Source organism: Nocardia sp. NPDC059177 (assembly GCF_042755165.1).
In the GTDB taxonomy this organism is placed as follows: domain Bacteria; phylum Actinomycetota; class Actinomycetes; order Mycobacteriales; family Mycobacteriaceae; genus Nocardia.
In genome coordinates this window covers 198,474-215,767 of record NZ_JBHZBX010000005.1, presented here as the reverse complement: position 1 = coordinate 215,767, position 17,294 = coordinate 198,474, and the positions used below count along the sequence as shown (strand labels likewise).

General features: G+C 69.6%; 18 protein-coding genes. 11 read left to right on the top strand and 7 right to left on the bottom strand.

The window, feature by feature from the left end; translation table 11 throughout:
- Positions 1-139: 139 nt before the first annotated feature.
- Positions 140-991 carry a radical SAM protein gene (locus ACFXK0_RS08930; RefSeq protein ID WP_379409436.1) on the bottom strand — a complete coding sequence of 284 codons (852 nt, stop codon included), beginning with the start codon at positions 989-991 and terminating at the stop codon, positions 140-142.
- A gap of 214 nt (positions 992-1,205) precedes the next feature.
- On the opposite strand from ACFXK0_RS08930, the gene ACFXK0_RS08925 reads away from it, so the two are divergent.
- Together ACFXK0_RS08925 and ACFXK0_RS08920 are read left to right on the top strand one after the other, a co-directional pair.
- Positions 1,206-2,462: an amidohydrolase family protein gene (locus ACFXK0_RS08925; RefSeq protein WP_379409435.1), complete on the top strand. Its 1,257-nt coding sequence runs from the start codon at positions 1,206-1,208 to the stop codon at positions 2,460-2,462.
- An 8-nt stretch (positions 2,463-2,470) separates the two neighbouring features.
- Positions 2,471-2,773, top strand: coding sequence for a hypothetical protein (locus ACFXK0_RS08920; protein ID WP_379409434.1), 303 nt, complete (start codon positions 2,471-2,473; stop codon positions 2,771-2,773).
- Positions 2,774-2,827: 54 nt separating this feature from the next.
- Here ACFXK0_RS08920 and ACFXK0_RS08915 read toward each other — a convergent pair whose 3' ends face one another.
- From ACFXK0_RS08915 to ACFXK0_RS08900, 4 genes are read right to left on the bottom strand one after another with little or no spacing between them, the layout of a single operon-like run.
- Entirely contained in the window at positions 2,828-3,988 is a 1,161-nt protein-coding gene (locus ACFXK0_RS08915; protein WP_379409433.1) for a thiolase family protein, read from the bottom strand.
- The gene (locus ACFXK0_RS08910; protein WP_379409432.1) at positions 3,985-5,157 is read right to left on the bottom strand and encodes an OB-fold domain-containing protein; all 1,173 of its coding nucleotides are present in this window, start codon (positions 5,155-5,157) and stop codon (positions 3,985-3,987) included. Before ACFXK0_RS08910 ends, ACFXK0_RS08915 begins: the two co-directional genes overlap by 4 nt.
- A gap of 22 nt (positions 5,158-5,179) precedes the next feature.
- On the bottom strand, positions 5,180-6,388 hold the full coding sequence (locus tag ACFXK0_RS08905) for a CaiB/BaiF CoA transferase family protein (protein WP_379409431.1): 1,209 nt from the start codon (positions 6,386-6,388) through the stop codon (positions 5,180-5,182).
- Positions 6,385-7,851 carry an aldehyde dehydrogenase family protein gene (locus tag ACFXK0_RS08900; RefSeq protein ID WP_379409430.1) on the bottom strand — a complete coding sequence of 489 codons (1,467 nt, stop codon included), beginning with the start codon at positions 7,849-7,851 and terminating at the stop codon, positions 6,385-6,387. Before ACFXK0_RS08900 ends, ACFXK0_RS08905 begins: the two co-directional genes overlap by 4 nt.
- 207 nt (positions 7,852-8,058) lie before the next feature.
- On the opposite strand from ACFXK0_RS08900, the gene ACFXK0_RS08895 reads away from it, so the two are divergent.
- From ACFXK0_RS08895 to ACFXK0_RS08855, 9 genes are all read left to right on the top strand, one after another.
- Positions 8,059-8,766 (top strand): SDR family NAD(P)-dependent oxidoreductase, encoded by a 708-nt coding sequence (locus tag ACFXK0_RS08895; protein WP_379409429.1) that lies wholly within the window; start codon positions 8,059-8,061, stop codon positions 8,764-8,766.
- Between the two features lie 31 nt (positions 8,767-8,797).
- The gene (locus ACFXK0_RS08890) at positions 8,798-9,658 is read left to right on the top strand and encodes a mycofactocin-coupled SDR family oxidoreductase (protein WP_379409428.1); all 861 of its coding nucleotides are present in this window, start codon (positions 8,798-8,800) and stop codon (positions 9,656-9,658) included.
- A 14-nt stretch (positions 9,659-9,672) separates the two neighbouring features.
- Positions 9,673-9,870, top strand: a complete 198-nt coding sequence (locus ACFXK0_RS08885) for a ferredoxin (RefSeq protein WP_379409426.1) — start codon at positions 9,673-9,675, stop codon at positions 9,868-9,870.
- Positions 9,867-11,531, top strand: a complete 1,665-nt coding sequence (locus ACFXK0_RS08880) for an OB-fold domain-containing protein (protein ID WP_379409425.1) — start codon at positions 9,867-9,869, stop codon at positions 11,529-11,531. Before ACFXK0_RS08885 ends, ACFXK0_RS08880 begins: the two co-directional genes overlap by 4 nt.
- A gap of 23 nt (positions 11,532-11,554) precedes the next feature.
- Positions 11,555-12,514, top strand: a complete 960-nt coding sequence (locus ACFXK0_RS08875; protein WP_379409423.1) for an alpha/beta hydrolase — start codon at positions 11,555-11,557, stop codon at positions 12,512-12,514.
- Between the two features lie 5 nt (positions 12,515-12,519).
- Positions 12,520-13,200 carry a DoxX family protein gene (locus ACFXK0_RS08870; protein ID WP_379409422.1) on the top strand — a complete coding sequence of 227 codons (681 nt, stop codon included), beginning with the start codon at positions 12,520-12,522 and terminating at the stop codon, positions 13,198-13,200.
- A complete protein-coding gene (locus ACFXK0_RS08865; protein ID WP_379409421.1) occupies positions 13,200-14,033 on the top strand; it encodes an NAD(P)-dependent oxidoreductase in 834 nt (277 codons plus the stop codon). The genes ACFXK0_RS08870 and ACFXK0_RS08865 overlap by 1 nt, the downstream gene beginning before the upstream one ends.
- Positions 14,034-14,279: 246 nt before the next feature.
- A complete protein-coding gene (locus ACFXK0_RS08860) occupies positions 14,280-15,185 on the top strand; it encodes an NAD(P)-dependent oxidoreductase (protein ID WP_379409523.1) in 906 nt (301 codons plus the stop codon).
- An 80-nt stretch (positions 15,186-15,265) separates the two neighbouring features.
- On the top strand, positions 15,266-15,631 hold the full coding sequence (locus tag ACFXK0_RS08855; protein WP_379409420.1) for a VOC family protein: 366 nt from the start codon (positions 15,266-15,268) through the stop codon (positions 15,629-15,631).
- Positions 15,632-15,724: 93 nt separating this feature from the next.
- Here ACFXK0_RS08855 and ACFXK0_RS08850 read toward each other — a convergent pair whose 3' ends face one another.
- Positions 15,725-15,913: a ferredoxin gene (locus tag ACFXK0_RS08850; protein ID WP_379409418.1), complete on the bottom strand. Its 189-nt coding sequence runs from the start codon at positions 15,911-15,913 to the stop codon at positions 15,725-15,727.
- Positions 15,910-17,202, bottom strand: a complete 1,293-nt coding sequence (locus ACFXK0_RS08845) for a cytochrome P450 (protein ID WP_379409416.1) — start codon at positions 17,200-17,202, stop codon at positions 15,910-15,912. Before ACFXK0_RS08845 ends, ACFXK0_RS08850 begins: the two co-directional genes overlap by 4 nt.
- Positions 17,203-17,294 lie beyond the last annotated feature (92 nt).

Here is a 17,294-nt window from a genome sequence, read left to right as displayed (position 1 = left end):
CGAAGTCATTTCCGTCGGTCGTGGGCGAAGTCGTTCCAGTCGTCGCGGGCGGCCGCGATCCGCCCGCAACAAGCGGGTCGGTCAGGCGCCGCGCGCGACGAGCGGGTCGATCAGGCGCCGCCCACGACGAGCGGGTCGGTTAGGCGCCGCGCGCGACCGCCGGAGCGGATGGGCAGCCGCCGGTACGGGCGTGGACGAGCAGCGGCGCCTGCTGCCACAGCGCCGCGAAACCGCCTGCGGCACGGACCGTTCCGACCGGCGGCGCCGCGCTGGGCACCGGACAGGCGAACACCCGGCCGCTCGCATCGATGCGGCAGATGTCGACACCGGCGCCGCAGGTCTCGGCGAGATCGCCGGTCGGGTGCGGGCCGAGGCCGATCTCGCCGTGCCGGGTCCGCAGCCACGCCGCCAGCGCACGCCGCTGCCCAGCGTCGGGGGCGGCGGCGACGGGCCGGTCGCCGGTCAGCCGCAACCGGGCGCCGAACAGCCCGGCGACACCGGCCAGGGCGTCGAGGTGATCGACGCTGTGCCGGGTCAGGGGTGCGGTGAGCTCGAATTCGTAGACGCCGCTGGAGGCGAGCAGTTCCATGGCGCGCACGCTCGCCCGGTACGCGCCGGGACCGCGGATCGCGTCGTCGGCGGCGGAGGTGGGTGCGGCCAGCCGGATCCGGGCGGTGAGCCGGTGGTCGCCGGCCAGGCGCCGGGCCACCGCCGGGGTGATCCCGGTGCCGTCGGTGTCGAAGGCCAGACGCATTCCGCGCGCGCGGATCCGGTCGGCGAGTTCCCAGAAATCGGCGCGCTCGGTGGGTTCGCCACCGCCGATCTCCACCGCGCCCACACCGAGCAGGGCGAGATCGTCGATCAGCTCGGCGCAGGCGGTGGTGTCGAGCGCGGGAGCGACCGGCGCCACCGACCGGCGGGGGCCTGGACGGTCGCGACGGGGGTTGAGTTCCCAGACGACAGTGGTGGGTGGATACCTGCGAGCAGTCATGTCCCCTCCAGATGAGAATGTCATTCTTGTCTGCCATGGTACCTATCAGTCCCGCAAATAGGCCATTATCGCGCACCGATCCAGCACATCTTCAGGCGATTTCGCCGCCGTCGTGCGGTATGCTTTTCCAATTGCGAGAATTTCATTCTCGCTAGGCGGGTCGCCTATTCGACCGTGCGATCCCGGCGCAGCACCTGACAGAGCGAGGAGTCCCGTGAAGACCGACGACCTGATACTCGTGAGCATCGACGACCACGTAGTCGAGCCACTCGACATGTTCGACCACCACGTCCCCCGCAAATGGGCCGACTACGCCCCGCGGGTGATCGCCGACGACAAGGGCATCGACCACTGGATCTACCGGGACCGGCCGACCGGCGTCGCCGGACTCAATGCCGTGGTCACCTGGCCCGCCGAGGAATGGGGCCGCGACCCGGCCGGCTACGCCGAGATGCGCCCCGCCGTCTACAACGTGCACGACCGCGTGCGCGACATGGACGCCAACGGCGTGCTCACCTCCATGTGCTTTCCCACCTTCACCGGTTTCAGCGCGGGACATCTCAGTCGCGGCGGCCAGGACGAGATCACCGTCGCGATGATCTCGGCCTACAACGACTGGCACATCGAGGACTGGGCCGGCGCCTATCCCGGCCGTTTCATCCCGATCGGCATCCTGCCCATGTGGGATCCGCAGCTGGCGGTCGCCGAGATCGAACGTCTCGCCGCGCGCGGCTGTCACTCGGTGACCATGCCCGAACTGCCGCACATCGACGGCCTGCCCAGCTATCACGACATCGACTACTGGGCGCCGGTGTTCCAGGCGCTCCAGGACAACGACACCGTGATGAACCTGCACATCGGCCAGGGTTTCGGCGTGCTGCGCCTGGCCCCGGACGCCCCGATCGACAATCTCATGGTGCTCGCGCCGAGCATTTCGCTCATCGCTGCCCAGGACCTGCTGTGGGGACCGGCTTTCCGGCGTTTCCCGAAGCTGAAGGTCGCGCTGTCGGAGGGCGGTGTCGGCTGGATCCCGTTCTTCCTGGACCGCTCGGACCGGCACTACACCAATCAGCGCTGGCTGCGCCGCGACTTCGGCGGCAAGCTGCCCAGCGAGGTGTTCCGCGAGCACGTGCTCGCCTGCTACGTCACCGACCGGACCGCGCTGAAGTTCCGCCACGACATCGGCATCGACAACATCGCCTGGGAATGCGATTACCCGCACTCGGATTCGATCTGGCCGAACGCGCCGGAGTTCGTGCTCGAGGAACTCCTGGCCGCCGGTGCCGACGACGACGACATCCACAAGATCACCTGGGAGAACGCCTGCCGGCACTTCAACTGGAATCCGTTCGGGCACATCCCGCGCGAGCGGGCCACGGTCGGCGCGCTGCGCGCCACCGCCACCGATGTCGACGTCTCCACCCGCTCGCGCGCCGACTACGCGGCCGCCTACACCCGCCTGCACGGCTGAGGACCGCCATGACCGCTCGATTGATGGTGTTCGCCACCCCGTACGAGGGGATGGACGAGGAATACAACCGCTGGTACACCGACGTGCACATCCCGGAGATGCTCACCATTCCCGGTGTGGTGTCGTGTGAACGCCACAAGCTGGCCAGGGGTGGACCGGACGAGGCCCGCTACCTGTCGGTGTTCGTGCTCGACGGTGAACCGTCGACCGTGCTGGCCGAACTCGGTGCCCGCGCCGCCGACGGCCGGATGACGGTGTCGTCGGCGGCCGACTCCGCCCGCACCCGGCTCACGGTCTGGCACTCCCTCTGACACCACGAGAGCCCGGTCCCGCTACCAGGGACCGGGCTCTCGTGTGTCGTGGACTCAGCGGGCAGGGCCCTCGAGAATCGTCACCGCCGCCACCGCGGTCGGTCCACCGAGATTGTGCGCCAACCCGATTCGCGCGCCCTCGACCTGGTTCACCGCGGTACCGCGCAACTGCTCGAACAGTTCAACGCACTGGGCGATACCGGTGGCGCCGGGCGGATGCCCCTTGGTCTTGAGCCCACCGCTGGGATTGACCGGCATCGCGCCACCGACCGAGGTCGCCCCGGTCTCGACGAGCTTGTGGGCCTCGAATCGCTCGGCAAAGCCGAGATCCTCGTAGCTCATCAGCTCGATGCCGGTGAAGTAGTCGTGCACTTCGGCCACGTCGATGTCGGCGGGCGCGAGCCCGGCCATCGCGAAGGCACGCCGAGCCGCCCGCAGCGTGGCCGGGAAGGTGGTCAGATCCGGGCGGTGCTGCACCATGATCGAGTCCAGGCCCAGGCCCACCCCGCGCACCCACACCGGCGCGTCGGTGTAGCGGTCGACGACGTCCTCGCTGACCAGTACCAGCGCCGCGGCGCCGTCGCTCTGCGGCGCGCAGTCGTACACCCCGAACGGGTCGGCCACGATCGGCGCCTGCAGCGCCTGCTCCAGGGTGATCTCGAATGGCAAGCGCACCTTGGGATTACGCGCACCGTGCCGGTGATTCTTCACCGCGATCATGGCCAGGTGCTCCCGGGTGGCCGGTGACTCGTGCAGATACCGGCTCACGTGCAGGGCGAACCCGGCCGGCGCGAACAGACCCAGTTCGTAGTCCCAGGCGCGATGCCTGGTCATCGATTCCCATTCGCGGAGCATGTCCTTCTCCGCGGTCTCGCGCAGCTTGTCCGCGCCGATCACCAGCGCGACGTCCACCGCGCCGGACGCGATGGCGTACAGGGCATTACGCACCGCGTCGTTGCCGGTGGCGCACGAGTTCTCGATATGGGTCACCGGCAGGTCGGGCAAGCCGAGCGCCTCGGCGAGAATCCCGGACGGGAATCCGTCGGTGGTGCGCAGCGCGCCGAACCACGCGGCCTCGATGTCGTCGAGGTGCAGGCCCTTGTCGACGGAGGCGGCGCATTCGGCGAAGGCCATCGGCAGCAGATCACTCAGGCCGAAGGCGAAGTGTTCGGCGAACGGGGTCATTCCCGCGCCGACGACAGCGACTCTTCTCATGCCGTTTCCCTTTCCGGCTCGAACGCGTATCCGTAGTCCGGGACGCCCGAACGTATCGCCACCCGGCGCAACACCATCCGGCCGCGCACGCCGATCTCGGCGGTGCCCGCGTCGGCGCCGGTCACCTTGGCCAGCGCGCGGATCCCGATGTCGTCGAGTTCGACGACGACCAGCGTGTACGGGCTCTTCTGGCCGGGCACCGGCATCCGCACGGTGGTCGCGGCGTAGACGGTGCCGGTGCGCGGCAACGGCACCAGGGTGTAGGTGGTGGCGAGGCTGCCGTCGGTGCCCAGCCGGTAGCGCGGCGGGAAGTCCAGTTCGTCGGTGCCCTCGTGGCGGCCCGCCTCCCAGCGCACTTTCGCCTCGAAGGCACGCTCGTAGGCTGCGAGGGACAACGGCAGGTCCGTGCCCGGTTCGACGACACCGTCCAGCGGCGGGCGGGCGGGTGGCTCGACCCGCCGCAGCGACACCGGTCCGGGCACCACCGTGACACCGGACAAACTCGCCTGCTCGACCCCGACCAGCAGCCCGGCGGCTTCCCATTCCGCCATCGCGGCCAGCGCGAACAGCGCCGAGGACGCCCCGGTGGTCGGCAGCTGCGGCGGCGTCCCGCACAGCGCGGCCGCCTGTTTGTATTCGACCCCGGCGACCGCGACCGGGGTGTCGAGCCAGGCCGCCGACAGCGAGGCCACCAGCCCGCGCTCGCGCAGCAGCCGGGGATCGCCGTAGTCGTGCACGCCGTCGGCGTGGCGGGTCCGCACCGGCAGGCTGCGCGCGACCCGCGCGGTGGTACGCACCTGTATCCCGTTGCGGTCGGAGATCCAGGCGGCGGCCGCGCCCGCGGGCTCGAGGTCGACACCGATCACCAGCGTGCGTGGCCGGGCCGAGCTCAGCGCGTCCAGGGTGGCCGGGGCGCCACCGAGCCGTTCGGTCACCTCGAGCTCGGGATCGAGCCCGAGCCCGGCCAGCAGGACCGCGGTATTGCTGCTCTCCACCAGCGGCAGATCGCGGCTGACCAGCACCACCCGCTCCACCGGTTCACCGCCGGACAGCGCGGCGCGCCCGGCCTCCACCGCGAGGGTGACTGCGTCCTCGTCGTCCCCGACGACACGGTGATGCCGGTCCCCCCAGCAGGGTAGATACGTCCCCATCGACGCAACATGCGGCATGTCGGCTCCTTCCGGACGACTTCTAGGTGACCGCGCCCGCGGTCTTGAGCGTGATGATGCGATCCCAGTCCAGCCCGAGTTCGAGCAGGATCTCCTCGGTCTGCGCGGCGAACTCCGGCCCCGGCCGCAACTGCGGCGGCGCCACGTCGAACTGCACCGGACTGGAGACCAGCTCGAGCTCGCCGGCGGGCAGCAGGTAGTCGTTCGCCCTGATCTGGGCATCGGCGAGCAGCTGGACCGAATCCTGCACCGGCGCCCAGGGACCCGCGAGTGTGGCGAAACGCTCGGTCCACTCGGCGAGGGTGCGCGCGCCGATCACCTGGCGCAGGATCGCCACCGCCTCGGCGGTGTGTTCGGCGATCGCGGCGGCGTCGGCGAAGCGCGGATCGTCGGCCAGCTCTGGGCGCTCGATGTGACGGCACACATCGGCCCAGAACTTGGCGGGCTGCAACATGACGAACGACAGGTAGCGGTCGTCGGAAGTGGCGTAGAGGCCGGAGAGCGGATTGGTCGGCGCGCCGTGCACGCCAGGACGCGGCGCGCGCATCGGTTGCTGCTGCGACGCCGACAGCGCGACCGTGTGCCCGAGCGCCCACAGCCCACTGCCCAGCAGCGACACGTCGACCACCGAGGTCTCGCCGGTGCGTTCGCGTTTCAGCAGCGCGGCCGCGATCCCGCCGGCCAGGTTGGTGCCGGAGATGGTGTCGCCGAAGGCCGGGCCGGGCGGCTGGATCAGGCCCTCGGTGCCCTCCGGGGTGATGGTCGCGGCGATCCCGCCCCGGCACCAGAAGGCGGTCATGTCGTACCCGCCCCGGACCGATTCGGTACCGCGGGGCCCGAGCGCGCTGCCCCTGGCGTAGACGATGCCCGGGTTGACCGCGCGGATGTCGTCGACGTCGATGCCGAATTTGGTTCGTGCCGAGGGCAGGAAACTGGTGAGGAACACGTCGGCGTTCTTCGCCAGCTCCAGGATCACCTCGCGGCCCTCCGGCACCGACATGTCGACGCCGATACTGCGCTTGCCCCGATTCGCGTGCTCCACATTGGGATTCGGATCACCCTCGACCACGAAGGCGCCCACCCGGCGCAACCCGCGCTGCGGATCACCGCCACTGGCGTGCTCCACCTTCACCACATCGGCGCCCCAGTCCGAGAGCACCGCGCCCGCCGAGGGCACGAACCCGTACATCGCGACCTCGAGCACCTTGATGCCCGTCAACGGCCCGCTCATGCGAGGACTTCCGCGAGGGTCTTGTGCTCGAGGAACTCCTCGAGCCCGGCCACACCCATCTCCCGGCCGATACCGGACTGCTTGTAGCCGCCGAACGGGGCGTCGGGGTGGAAGTAGTTGCCGCCGTTGATGCTGAAGGTGCCGGTGCGCACCCGCCGCGCCACCGCCTTGGCCCGGTCGGCGTCGGCGCTGAAGACCGCGCCGGACAGCCCGTAGATCGAGTTGTTGGCGATGCGGACCGCCTCGTCGTCGTCGGTGTACGGGATCAGCGCCAGCACCGGGCCGAACACCTCCTCCTGGGCGATCTCACTGTCGGGGTCGACATTCGCCAGCAGGGTCGGCGCGTAGAAGAAGCCGGGATCGAGCTTCTTGCCACCGGTCACCAGGGTGGCACCCGCGGCGAGCGCGCGCTCGACCATCGCGTGCACCTTGTCGCGCTGCCGGGAGCTGATGAGCGGGCCCATGTAGGTGGTCGGTTCGTTCGGATCACCGTGGCGCACATGGGCGAAGTTGGCCGCGACCAGCTCGGCGACCCGGTCGTGATCGGCGGCGGGCACCAGCAGCCGGGTGGTGAGCGCGCAACCCTGCCCGGCATGGGTGACCACACTGAACGCCGCGAACACCGCCGCCTGGGTGTAGTCGGCGTCGTCGAGCAGGATCATCGCCGACTTGCCGCCCAGCTCCAGGAACACCTTCTTGAGGGTGGCGCTCGCGGCCGCCATGATCTCCCGGCCCACCGGCGTCGAGCCGGTGAAGGTGACCACATCCACGTCCGGATGCGTGGTCATCCGCTTGCCGACCTCGATATCGGAGGACGCGAGAACGTTCACCACGCCCGCCGGGATCTCGGTGTGCTCGGCGATGATCTCGCCCAATGCCAGAGTGGCCAACGGAGTATCGGGCGCGCCCTTGAGCACCACCGTGCAGCCGGCCGCCAGCGCGGGCGCGAGCTTGGCCAGCGCGAGCTGATGCGGATAGTTGTAGGCGGCGATCGCGGCCACCACGCCGGCGGCTTCCTTCTCGACCCACCGGTGATGCTGCTGGCCACGGATCTCGACATTGCCGAGGTCCTCGGTCCAGTCGTAGGTGTCGAGCAGTTCGGCGTAGTAGCGCACGATCTCGAACGGGGTCTCCAGCTGATTGCCCGCGGTCAGCGCGCGCGTCGCGCCGACCTCGGCGATCGTCAGCGCACGCAGCTCCTCGACATTGTCGCGCAGTGCGCGGTAGAGCTGACGCAGGCAGCGCGCGCGGAACCGGGGATTGGTCGCCCAGGTGGTCTCGTCGAAGGCGCGGCGCGCGGCGGCCACGGCGTCGTCCACCTCGGCCACGCCGGCTTCGGGCGCGTAACCGTACACCTCGCCGGTCGCGGGATCGAGCGAAGCGAGCGTGCGCCCGGTTTCGCGCAGCTGCCCGTCGACGAGCAATCGCCGTGTCACCGTGCCCGCCACTTCCTGCGTTGACATCCCGCCTCCTCGCTGGGACCGAGTCCCTGTGGAAATCACATTCTCTCAATCGAGAATGCTACATGCATCAAGCGGGACGGTAACAGGGTTCGGCCACCGAAACCTCCGATTCGCCGACATCGCGCCCGGGCCCTCGAATTCGCCCGCCACCCTTGCGAATCGGTTCTCTGCGAGAGTACGGTTCTCACATCCGGAAGGGAGATTCTTGTGAAAACAGCGGTGGTCACCGGCGGTGCGTCGGGCATCGGGCTCGGCATCGCCGAACGGTTGCGCGGCGACGGATTCCACGTCGCCACCCTGGACCTGAATCCGGCGGCCGAGGACGACTTCGCCTTCCGCGCCGACGTCACCGATCCCGACCAGGTCGCGGCGGCACTCGACGCGGTCCGCGCGAAATTCGGCCCCGTCGCGGTGCTGGTGAACTCGGCCGGACTCGACGGCTTCAAGCGCTTCGGGAAGCTGTCGTTCGCCGAGTGGCAGCGCGTGATCGATGTGAACCTGCACGGCGTCTTCCACACCATCCAGGCCGTGCTGCCGGACATGGTCGAGGCGGGCTGGGGCCGCATCGTCAACATCTCCTCGTCGAGCACGCATTCGGGCCAGCCGTTCATGGCGCACTACGTCGCGGCCAAATCGGCGGTCAACGGACTCACCAAAGCCCTCGCGCTGGAACTGGGTCCGTCGGGCATCACCGTCAACGCGGTGCCGCCCGGGTTCATCGACACCCCGATGCTGCGCAAGAACGAACAGGCACAGCGCCTCGGCGGCACGGTCGAGGACCACATCCAGCGCACGCCCGTCCGCCGGGTCGGTACCCCGGCCGACATCGCCGCGGCGTGCGCCTTCCTGATCTCCGAGGAAGCGTCCTACATCACCGGGCAGATCTTCGGGGTCAACGGCGGTCGCAACACATGAGCTTCGAACACCCCGAACGAGAGGAACTCCCATGGGACGCGTAGCAGGCAAAGTCGCCTTCGTCACCGGCGCGGCACGCGGTCAGGGCCGCAGTCACGCGGTCCGGCTGGCCGAAGAGGGCGCCGACATCATCGCCGTCGACATCTGTCACGACATCGACACCATCGGCTACGCGCTCTCGCGGCCCGAGGATCTCGACGAGACCGCGCGCCTGGTCGAGAAGGCCGGTCGCCGCATCCTGACCAGGCAGGTCGACGTCCGCGACGCCGCCGCGCTGAAGACCGTGGTCGCCGACGGCGTCGCCGAATTCGGCCATCTCGACATCGTGGTCGCCCAAGCGGGTATCGCGGGGATGAAGGGCTCGCCGCAGTGGCAGGCCTGGTCCGATGTCATCGACACCAACCTGATCGGCGTCATCAACACCATCCAGGCCGCGCTGCCGCACCTGAAGGAGGGCGCCTCCATCATCGCCACCGGTTCGGTCGCGGCGCTGATGGACATCGCCAAGGTCGACCAGCCCGGCCGCGATCCGGGCGGCATCGCCTACGTCGTCGCCAAGCGCGGTCTCTCCGAGTACGTGCACCATCTGGCCCTGCACATCGCGGCACAGCGTATCCGCGCCAACGTGATCCACCCGACCAACTGCGACACCCCGATGTTGCAGAGCGAGCCGATGTATCGCTCGTTCCGCCCCGATCTCGAGCACCCGACCCGCGCCGACGCCGAGCCGGCTTTCGGTGTCCAGCAGGCGATGCCGATCCCCTACGTCGAGACTCGCGACATCAGCGACGCCGTGCTGTTCCTGGCCTCGGACGAGTCGCGGTTCATCACCGGAACGCAGCTGCGCGTCGACGGCGGCGGCTACCTGAAGTGGTACGAGTACCACATCTGAGAGGAAGATTCATCGTGAAGGTCCAGGTCGATGCGCAGCGCTGCCAGGGGCACACGCTGTGCGCCATGATCGCCCCGCAGGCGTTCGAACTCAGTGATATCGACGGCCATTCCTCACCGGTCGACGAGCAGGTACCGGTCGATCAGCAGGAGCAGGTGCGCGAGGCGGTGCATTCGTGCCCCGAGCGCGCCATCTCGCTGGCGGAGCAGTGACCGCCGGCGACGACGCACCCGCGTCCGGACGGCCGCTGCCCCAGCTCGGACTCGACAACGAGTTCTTCTGGACAGCGGGCGCCGACGGCGTCCTGCGTGTTCAGGAGTGCCGTTCCTGCGCCGCGCTGCTGCACCCGCCGCAGCCGGTGTGCCGCTACTGCCGCGGTCACGACCTCGGCGTCCGTGACCTCTCCGGCCGCGCGACGCTGATCGCGTTCACGGTGAACCACCGTTTCGCCGTCCCCGGCCTCGACCCGCCGTACGTGGTGGCCACCGTCGCGCCGGTCGAGGACACCCGAGTCCGGCTGACCACCAATATCGTTGCGGCCGAACCGGATTCGCTCGAACTCGGTATGCCGGTCGAGGTCACCTTCCAGCCCGACGGTGACGTGTGGCTGCCACTGTTCCGCCCGGTCGACGGCGAACCGGTCGCGCTGCCGGTGGACGAGATCGCCCCCGGCGACTTCGCGGCGCGCATCCGGCCGATGGTGCGCGGCGACAAGTTCGAGGACCGGGTCGCGCTCACCGGCATCGGGATGTCGCAGATCGGCCGCAGGCTCATGGTGCCGCCGCTGGCGCTGACCGTGGCGGCCTGTGAGCGCGCGGTCGCCGATGCCGGACTCACCTTCGACGATATCGACGGACTGTCGTCCTATCCCGGCGGCGGCAATCTCGGCGGCTTCGGCGAGGGCGGGGTGACCGCGCTGGAAGCCGCCCTCGGCCTCCGGCCGACCTGGCACAACGGCGGTATCGAGACCTTCGGCCCCGGCGGTTCGGTGATCGCGGCGATGACCGCGGTGGCCGCCGGGCTGGCCCGGCACGTGCTGTGCTTCCGCACGGTCTGGGAGTCGACCTTCGCCGAGCAGATGAAGGCGGGCCGGATCACGCCGAGCCCCGGCCGCACCGCCAGCTGGCTGACCCCCTTCGGCGCCACTTCCGCCGCGCACACCCTCGCGCAGAAGGCGCAGCGGCACTTCCACGACTACGGCACCACCCGCGAGACACTCGGCTGGATCGCGCTCAACCAGCGTGCCAATGCCGAACTCGACCCGACCGCGGTCTACCGCGACCCGATGACCATGGACGACTATCTCGCGGCCCGGCCCGTCACCAGCCCGTTCGGGCTCTACGACTGCGATGTGCCGTGCGACGGCGCGGTCGCGGTGATCGTCTCCGCGGTCGACACCGTCGACGATCTGGCGAGCACCCCGGTGTTCGTCGAGGCGGTCGGCACCCAGATCGTCGAGCGCATCGAATGGGATCAGAGCACGCTCACCCACGAACCGCAGGTGCTCGGCCCGGCCGCGCATCTGTGGACGCGCACCGAGCTGCGGCCCCGCGATGTCGATGTGGCCGAGCTCTACGACGGCTTCACCTTCAACTGCCTGTCCTGGATCGAGGCGCTCGGGTTCTGCGGAATCGGTGAGGCCGCGGACTTCCTCGACGGCGGCAAGAACATCGCCCGCGACGGGCTGATCCCGGTGAACACCCACGGCGGGCAGCTCTCCCACGGCCGCACCCACGGCATGGGCCTGCTGCACGAGGCGATCGCGCAGTTGCGCGGCGATGCCGGACCACGACAGGTGCCCGGCGCCCGGGTCGCGGTGGTGTCCAGCGGCGGGCTCACCCCCGGCGGTGCGATGCTGCTGCGCGCCGGGTGACGGTGCCAGGAAAGCGAGACGACGTGACCCTCACCCATTCCGAACTCCGTGCCGTCGGTGACGACGACGCGCCCGCGACCGTCGTCACCGAGGTCGACGGCATCCCGGTCTCCGCGCTGTTCGCCGAGGCCCCCGCGCCGCGTGCGGTGCTGCTCGCCCTGCACGGCGGCTCGACGACCTCGGCCTACTTCGACTGCCCCGGCCATCCGGAGCTGTCGCTGCTGCGCGCCGCGCACCGGCTCGGCTACACCGTCCTCGCCCCCGACCGCCCCGGTTACGGCAGTTCCGCGCCGTATGCCGACCGGCTGATCCCGGCCGCGGTCCGGGTGGACCTGATGTTCGAGGCCGTCGAAGCCTTCCTGCGCGATCGTCCGCGCGGCGCCGGAGTGTTCCTCACCGCCCATTCCGCCGGCGCGGAGCTGGCGATGCGGATGGCGGGCGATCCCCGGTTCACCGACCTGCTCGGGGTCGAACTGGCCGGCACCGGCTACCGCTATCACCCCGAAGGCGCCGGCATCCTGCGCACCGTCGGCCCGGATTCCCCGCGCCCGCCCGGCGTCGGCGACCTGATCTGGAATCCGCCGCGCCTCTATCCCGCCGACGCCCGCCGCGGCGCCTCGATCGCGGTGCCCGCCCCGCCCGCGGAGACCGAGGCCGTCGCCGACTGGGCGACCCAGGTCTTCCCGGCGCTGGCCGCCGGAATCGGTGTGCCGGTGCGGTTCACGGCAGGCGATCACGAGCGGGTGTGGTGCAACGACGTGACCGCGCTGGCCGAGGTCGGCGCGCTGTTCACCGCCGCGCCACGGGTGGTGCTCAACCGTCAGCCCAACACCGCGCACAACATCAGTGTGGGCAATACCGCCGCGGCCTACCACCTGGGCCTCCTCGCCTTCGCCGAGGAATGCCTGGTCACCGCCGAACACGGCGAGTTCACCGGTCCTACACCACAATTGGACGGCGGCACGGTGCCGCCGGAGAGGTGAATGTGATGGACGCGACCGATACTGCCCTGCTGTTGCTGCGAGTCGTGGTGGGCGCCACCATGATCGCGCACGGGATCAACCACTGGCTCGGCGGCGGCAAGATCGCCGGCACCGCCGGGTGGTTCACCGGGCTCGGCCTGCGCAACGGTGTGTTGCAGGCGTGGGCGAGTGTGGTCACCGAGATCGGCGCGGGGGTGCTGCTGGTGCTCGGTCTCGGCACGCCGCTGGGCGCGGGCGCGGTGGTCGGGGTGATGCTGGTGGCTGGGCTGCTCGCGCACCGCAAGAACGGGTTCTTCGTATTCAAGGAGGGCTACGAGTACGTCCTGGTGCTCGCCGTGGTGGCGATCGCGCTGGGTGCGCTCGGACCGGGCCGCGCCTCCCTCGATCACGCCTTCGACATCACCGTCACCGGCTGGGCGGGCGGACTCCTCGCCCTCGGGCTCGGTGTCGCCGCGACCGTCGGGCTGCTGGCGGCGTTCTATCGCCCGGCACCGGCGCCCGTCTCTCCGGCAGAGGCGCCCGTCTCTCCGGCGGAGGCGCCCGTTCCCCCGGCGGAGGCGCCCGTTCCCCCGGCGGAGGCGCCCGTTCCACTGGCAGAGGCGCCCGTTCCCCCGGCAGACGCGCCGGTCTCCGCTGCACCGGCGCCCGTCGTCGACCGAAACGTCGACAGAGAGAAGGCGCACTGATGCGCGTCGGATTCATCGGACTGGGTAGTCAAGGCGGGCCGATGGCCCGGCGCATCGTCGAGGCCGGCTACCCGACCACCTTGTGGGCGCGCCGATCCGCCTCACTCGAGCCCTACGCCGACACCGCGGCGAGTACCGCCGCCACCCCCGCCGCCCTCGGCGCGGCCGCCGACCTCGTCTGCGTGTGCGTGGTCGGTGACGCCGATGTCCGCGAGGTGGTCACCGGCGAGCACGGGGTACTGGCGGGCATGACCGCGGGCTCGATCCTGGCCATCCACTCCACCGTCCATCCGGACACCTGCCGGGAACTGTCGGAAACCGCTGCCCGCCAGGGTGTCTCGGTGATCGACGCCCCGGTGAGCGGTGGTGGTCCCGCCGCCGCCGAGGGCAAGCTCCTGGTGATGGTGGGTGGTCCCGGCGATGCCGTCGAGGCCGCCCGCCCGGTGTTCGCGACCTACGCGAACCCGATCGTGCACCTGGGCGAGGTAGGCGCAGGCCAGTTCGCCAAACTGCTCAACAACCTGCTGTTCACCGCGAATCTCGCGACCGCCCAGGGCACCCTGCGCCTCGGCGCCGACCTCGGCCTCGACACCACGCGCCTCGGCGAGGTCATCACTCACGGCACCGCCGACAGCTTCGCCCTCGGCCGCGTCGTCGCCTCCGGCGGCACCCTCGACGGCCTGGCCGTGCGCGCAGGCGATCTGCTCCGCAAGGACGTCGGCCTGCTCGCCGATCTCGCCGCCGCCGCAAACGCGCAGCCGGGGATCGAACTCGACGCGGCCGATGCGGCTCTGACAGTGATGAACCGAGAGCGACAGGCGCTGCCCCGCTGACGACATGGGATCAGCGAGCTCACCAGTGCGCCGTCGACTACCGCGCTACCCCACAGACAGCGTGGTGGTCGATGGCTCGGATTTCGGCCGACCATCGCAACTCGTCGCCCATGGCCTGGTGATCGACCAGCTCGACAATTCCGGCCGATCACTGCTGCCCACCGGTCATGTAATGGCCTTGCAGCCCAATATGAGCCGATCGCCGTGCTGCCCTACCGACGGCGTGGCGCTCGAAAGGCTCACTGACTGGCGACCAGCCGATGCGTCGCCGGCTTCCGGCACCGGGCGGAAGCCTCTGATGCTGTCGCCCGACGACCGCCACCGACCCAGAAGGAGAACAGCATGCGCGTGGGATTCGTCGGCGCGGGCCGGATGGGCAGGCCGATGATCGCCCGCCTCGTCGACGCCGGGCACACCGTTCGGGCCGTGGCCCGCAATGCCGAGGCGCACGCGGCGGTGACATCCGCAGGCGCCACCCCTGTCTCGTCCAGCACCCGGGCGGCACTCGACGCCGAGGTACTGATCGTCTGCGTCTTCAGTGACGACCAGGTACGCGAGATCTGCTCGGATACAGCCCTTCTCGCTGACCTGCCCGCCGGCGCACTCATCGTCCTGCACACCACCGGCAGCCCGGAGACCACCACATCCGTCGCGGCCGCGGCCGCCCGACGGGGCATCGGCGTGGTCGACGCCCCGGTCAGCGGCGGCCCCCACGACATCGCCGCAGGCACCCTCACCGTCTTCCTCGGCGGATCCGACACCGATGCCCGCCGCGCCACCGAAGTTCTCCGCACCTACGCCGACCCGATCCTGCACGTCGGCGAACTCGGCAGCGGCCAGCGCGTAAAGCTCGTCAACAACGTCCTGTTCGCCGCCCAGATCGGCCTCGTCGCGGACGCCGTCCGCCTCGCCACCCACCTCGGCCTCTCCGAACCAGCACTACTGTCCGCCCTCCCCCACGCCAGCAGCAACGGCAACGCGATCACCCGAATCGCCACCCACGGATCGGTAGCCAAATTCCGCACCACCGCAGCCGAATTCCTCCGCAAGGACATCGCCGTCGCCGACCAGGTCGCGACAGCCCTCGGCGCAAACCTCGGCCTCCTCGAAACCGCCATCCGCGCCGCCCTGCCCCCACCCGAGTCCATCTGACGCAATCGCCGCCGATCACCCCGATCCTGTGGGCACAGCTGGTCGACCGTCGCTCGGGTAGCTCCCGGTACCTTGTTCGTATGGCAAATCGTTGGGCCGGGATCACGATCGACTGCGCGTACCCGTCGCGATTGGCATCGTTCTGGAGCGCGATGCTGAGCATCCCCATAACCGCCGAACACGGCGATGACCCCGGATGGGCGACGGTGGGCTCACGCTATGATGGCAAGCCGCGCTTGACATTTCAGCGAGTCGCCGAGCCCAAAACCGGAAAGGTCCGCATCCACCTCGACATCGAGGTCGACGAGATCGAAGCCGGTCGCCGCCAGGTGGAGAACCTGGGCGGCCACTGGTCCGGCGAGCGGCACGACTACGACGAAGGAGTCGTCATGGTCATGCGTGATCCCGAGGACCACGAGTTCTGCCTGGTCCAGTATTTCCGCTGAGACACCGACCAACCATCGGTTCGACCGCAACCCGACGTAACGTCTCCATGGCGCTGTGTGGGTTCCGTGGCAGTGCAACGGAACCCACACTCGCTATTCCACGACGATGGCCTGCTCGGGACAGGCCGAGACCGCTTCCTCCACCGCACCGATCAGGTGGTCCGGGACCGCGCCGGGGGCGGTTTCGGCGTAGCCGTCCACGTTCAGGGTGAATACCTCGGGGCACAGGCCGAGGCAGGCGCCGTGGCCTCGGCAGCGGTCCGCGTCGACAGTGACCTTCATCGGGCCTCCTCGGTGTCGAATTCCAGGTGCAGGGAGGTGAGTCCGCGCAGGATGAAGGTCGGCAGGTAGTGGTAGCGGCGGTCGTTCGCGGGGCCGTGCACGGTTTCGTCGATGCGCAGGTCGGTGGTGCGGTCGAGTAGGCGCTCGATGGCGATTCGGGCTTCCGCGCGGGCCAGGGGTGCGCCGGGGCAGGTGTGCGCGCCGCGCCCGAAGGCGATGTGCTGGCGGGCATTCGAGCGCGCGGGGTCGAAGGTGGTCGGGTCGTCGAAGCGGCGCGGGTCGCGATTGGCGGCACCGTTGACGACCATCAGCACGGTGCCCACCGGTACCTCGGTCTCCCCGACCGTCGAGGTCGTCTTGGCGAGCCGGAAATCGCCCTTCACGGGGCTTTCCATCCGCAGTGATTCCTCGATGAAGTTCTGGATGCGGCTCTTGTCCGCGCGCAGGTACTCCTGGATGTCGGGCCGTTCGGCGATCAGTTTCAGCGCCGAGCTCAGCAGCCGGACCGTGGTCTCCTGGCCGGCCGAGAACACATTGGCGGCCACCCGCACCACATCGAGGACCTCCGGCTGCGAGCCGTCGGGGAAGGTGGCGGTGGCCAGGCTGGTGAGCACGTCGTTGCGCGGGTTGCGGCGACGGTCCTCGATATAGGCCGAGAACTTGCTGTAGAGGAACTCGATCGGGTTGTGCGACATGCCTTCACCCTCGGTGGAGCCCACGCTGGCGCCCTCGCGGTGCGGGTCGCGCTGGAGGGTGTGCAGGAACTCGTCCTGGTCGTCCTTGGGCACCCCGAGCAGATCGGCGATCACGTACAGCGTGAAGGGACCGGCGAATTCGCGCATGCAGTCACCGCCGGTGACCAGGTAGTGGTCGAGCATGCGGTCGGCGATCGACCACATCGCTTCCTCGTTCTCCTTCAACCGCTTCGGCGTGATCAGCCGCATGAGCAGCGCGCGGTGATCGGTGTGCGTCGGCGGGTCCAGCGTCGGCAGCTGATCGCTCATCGGCAGGCTGTCGCGATGCTCGGCGATCACCGCGTCGACATCACTGTCCTCGTCCAGCGGCACCGGGAATCCGGGGAACGGACCGGTGACGGCGATGCACGAGGAGAACCGATCGACATCGTTGTAGACCTCGAGCGCCTCGTCGTAGCCGGTCACCATCATCACGTTGTGATGGTTTTCGCGGGTCACCGGGCATTGCTCGCGCAGCGAATCGAAGTACGGGTAGGGATCTGCGACCAGCTCCTGTCCGAGAAAGAAGTCCAGATCCTGGAAGTTGTTCACCACGCGACGGGTCCCTTCGAGATTCCGGTCGACGCCACCTGGCGGATGTTTGGTGCCAGTCGACTTCCGTGATTGAGAATAAGCCTCTCACATGT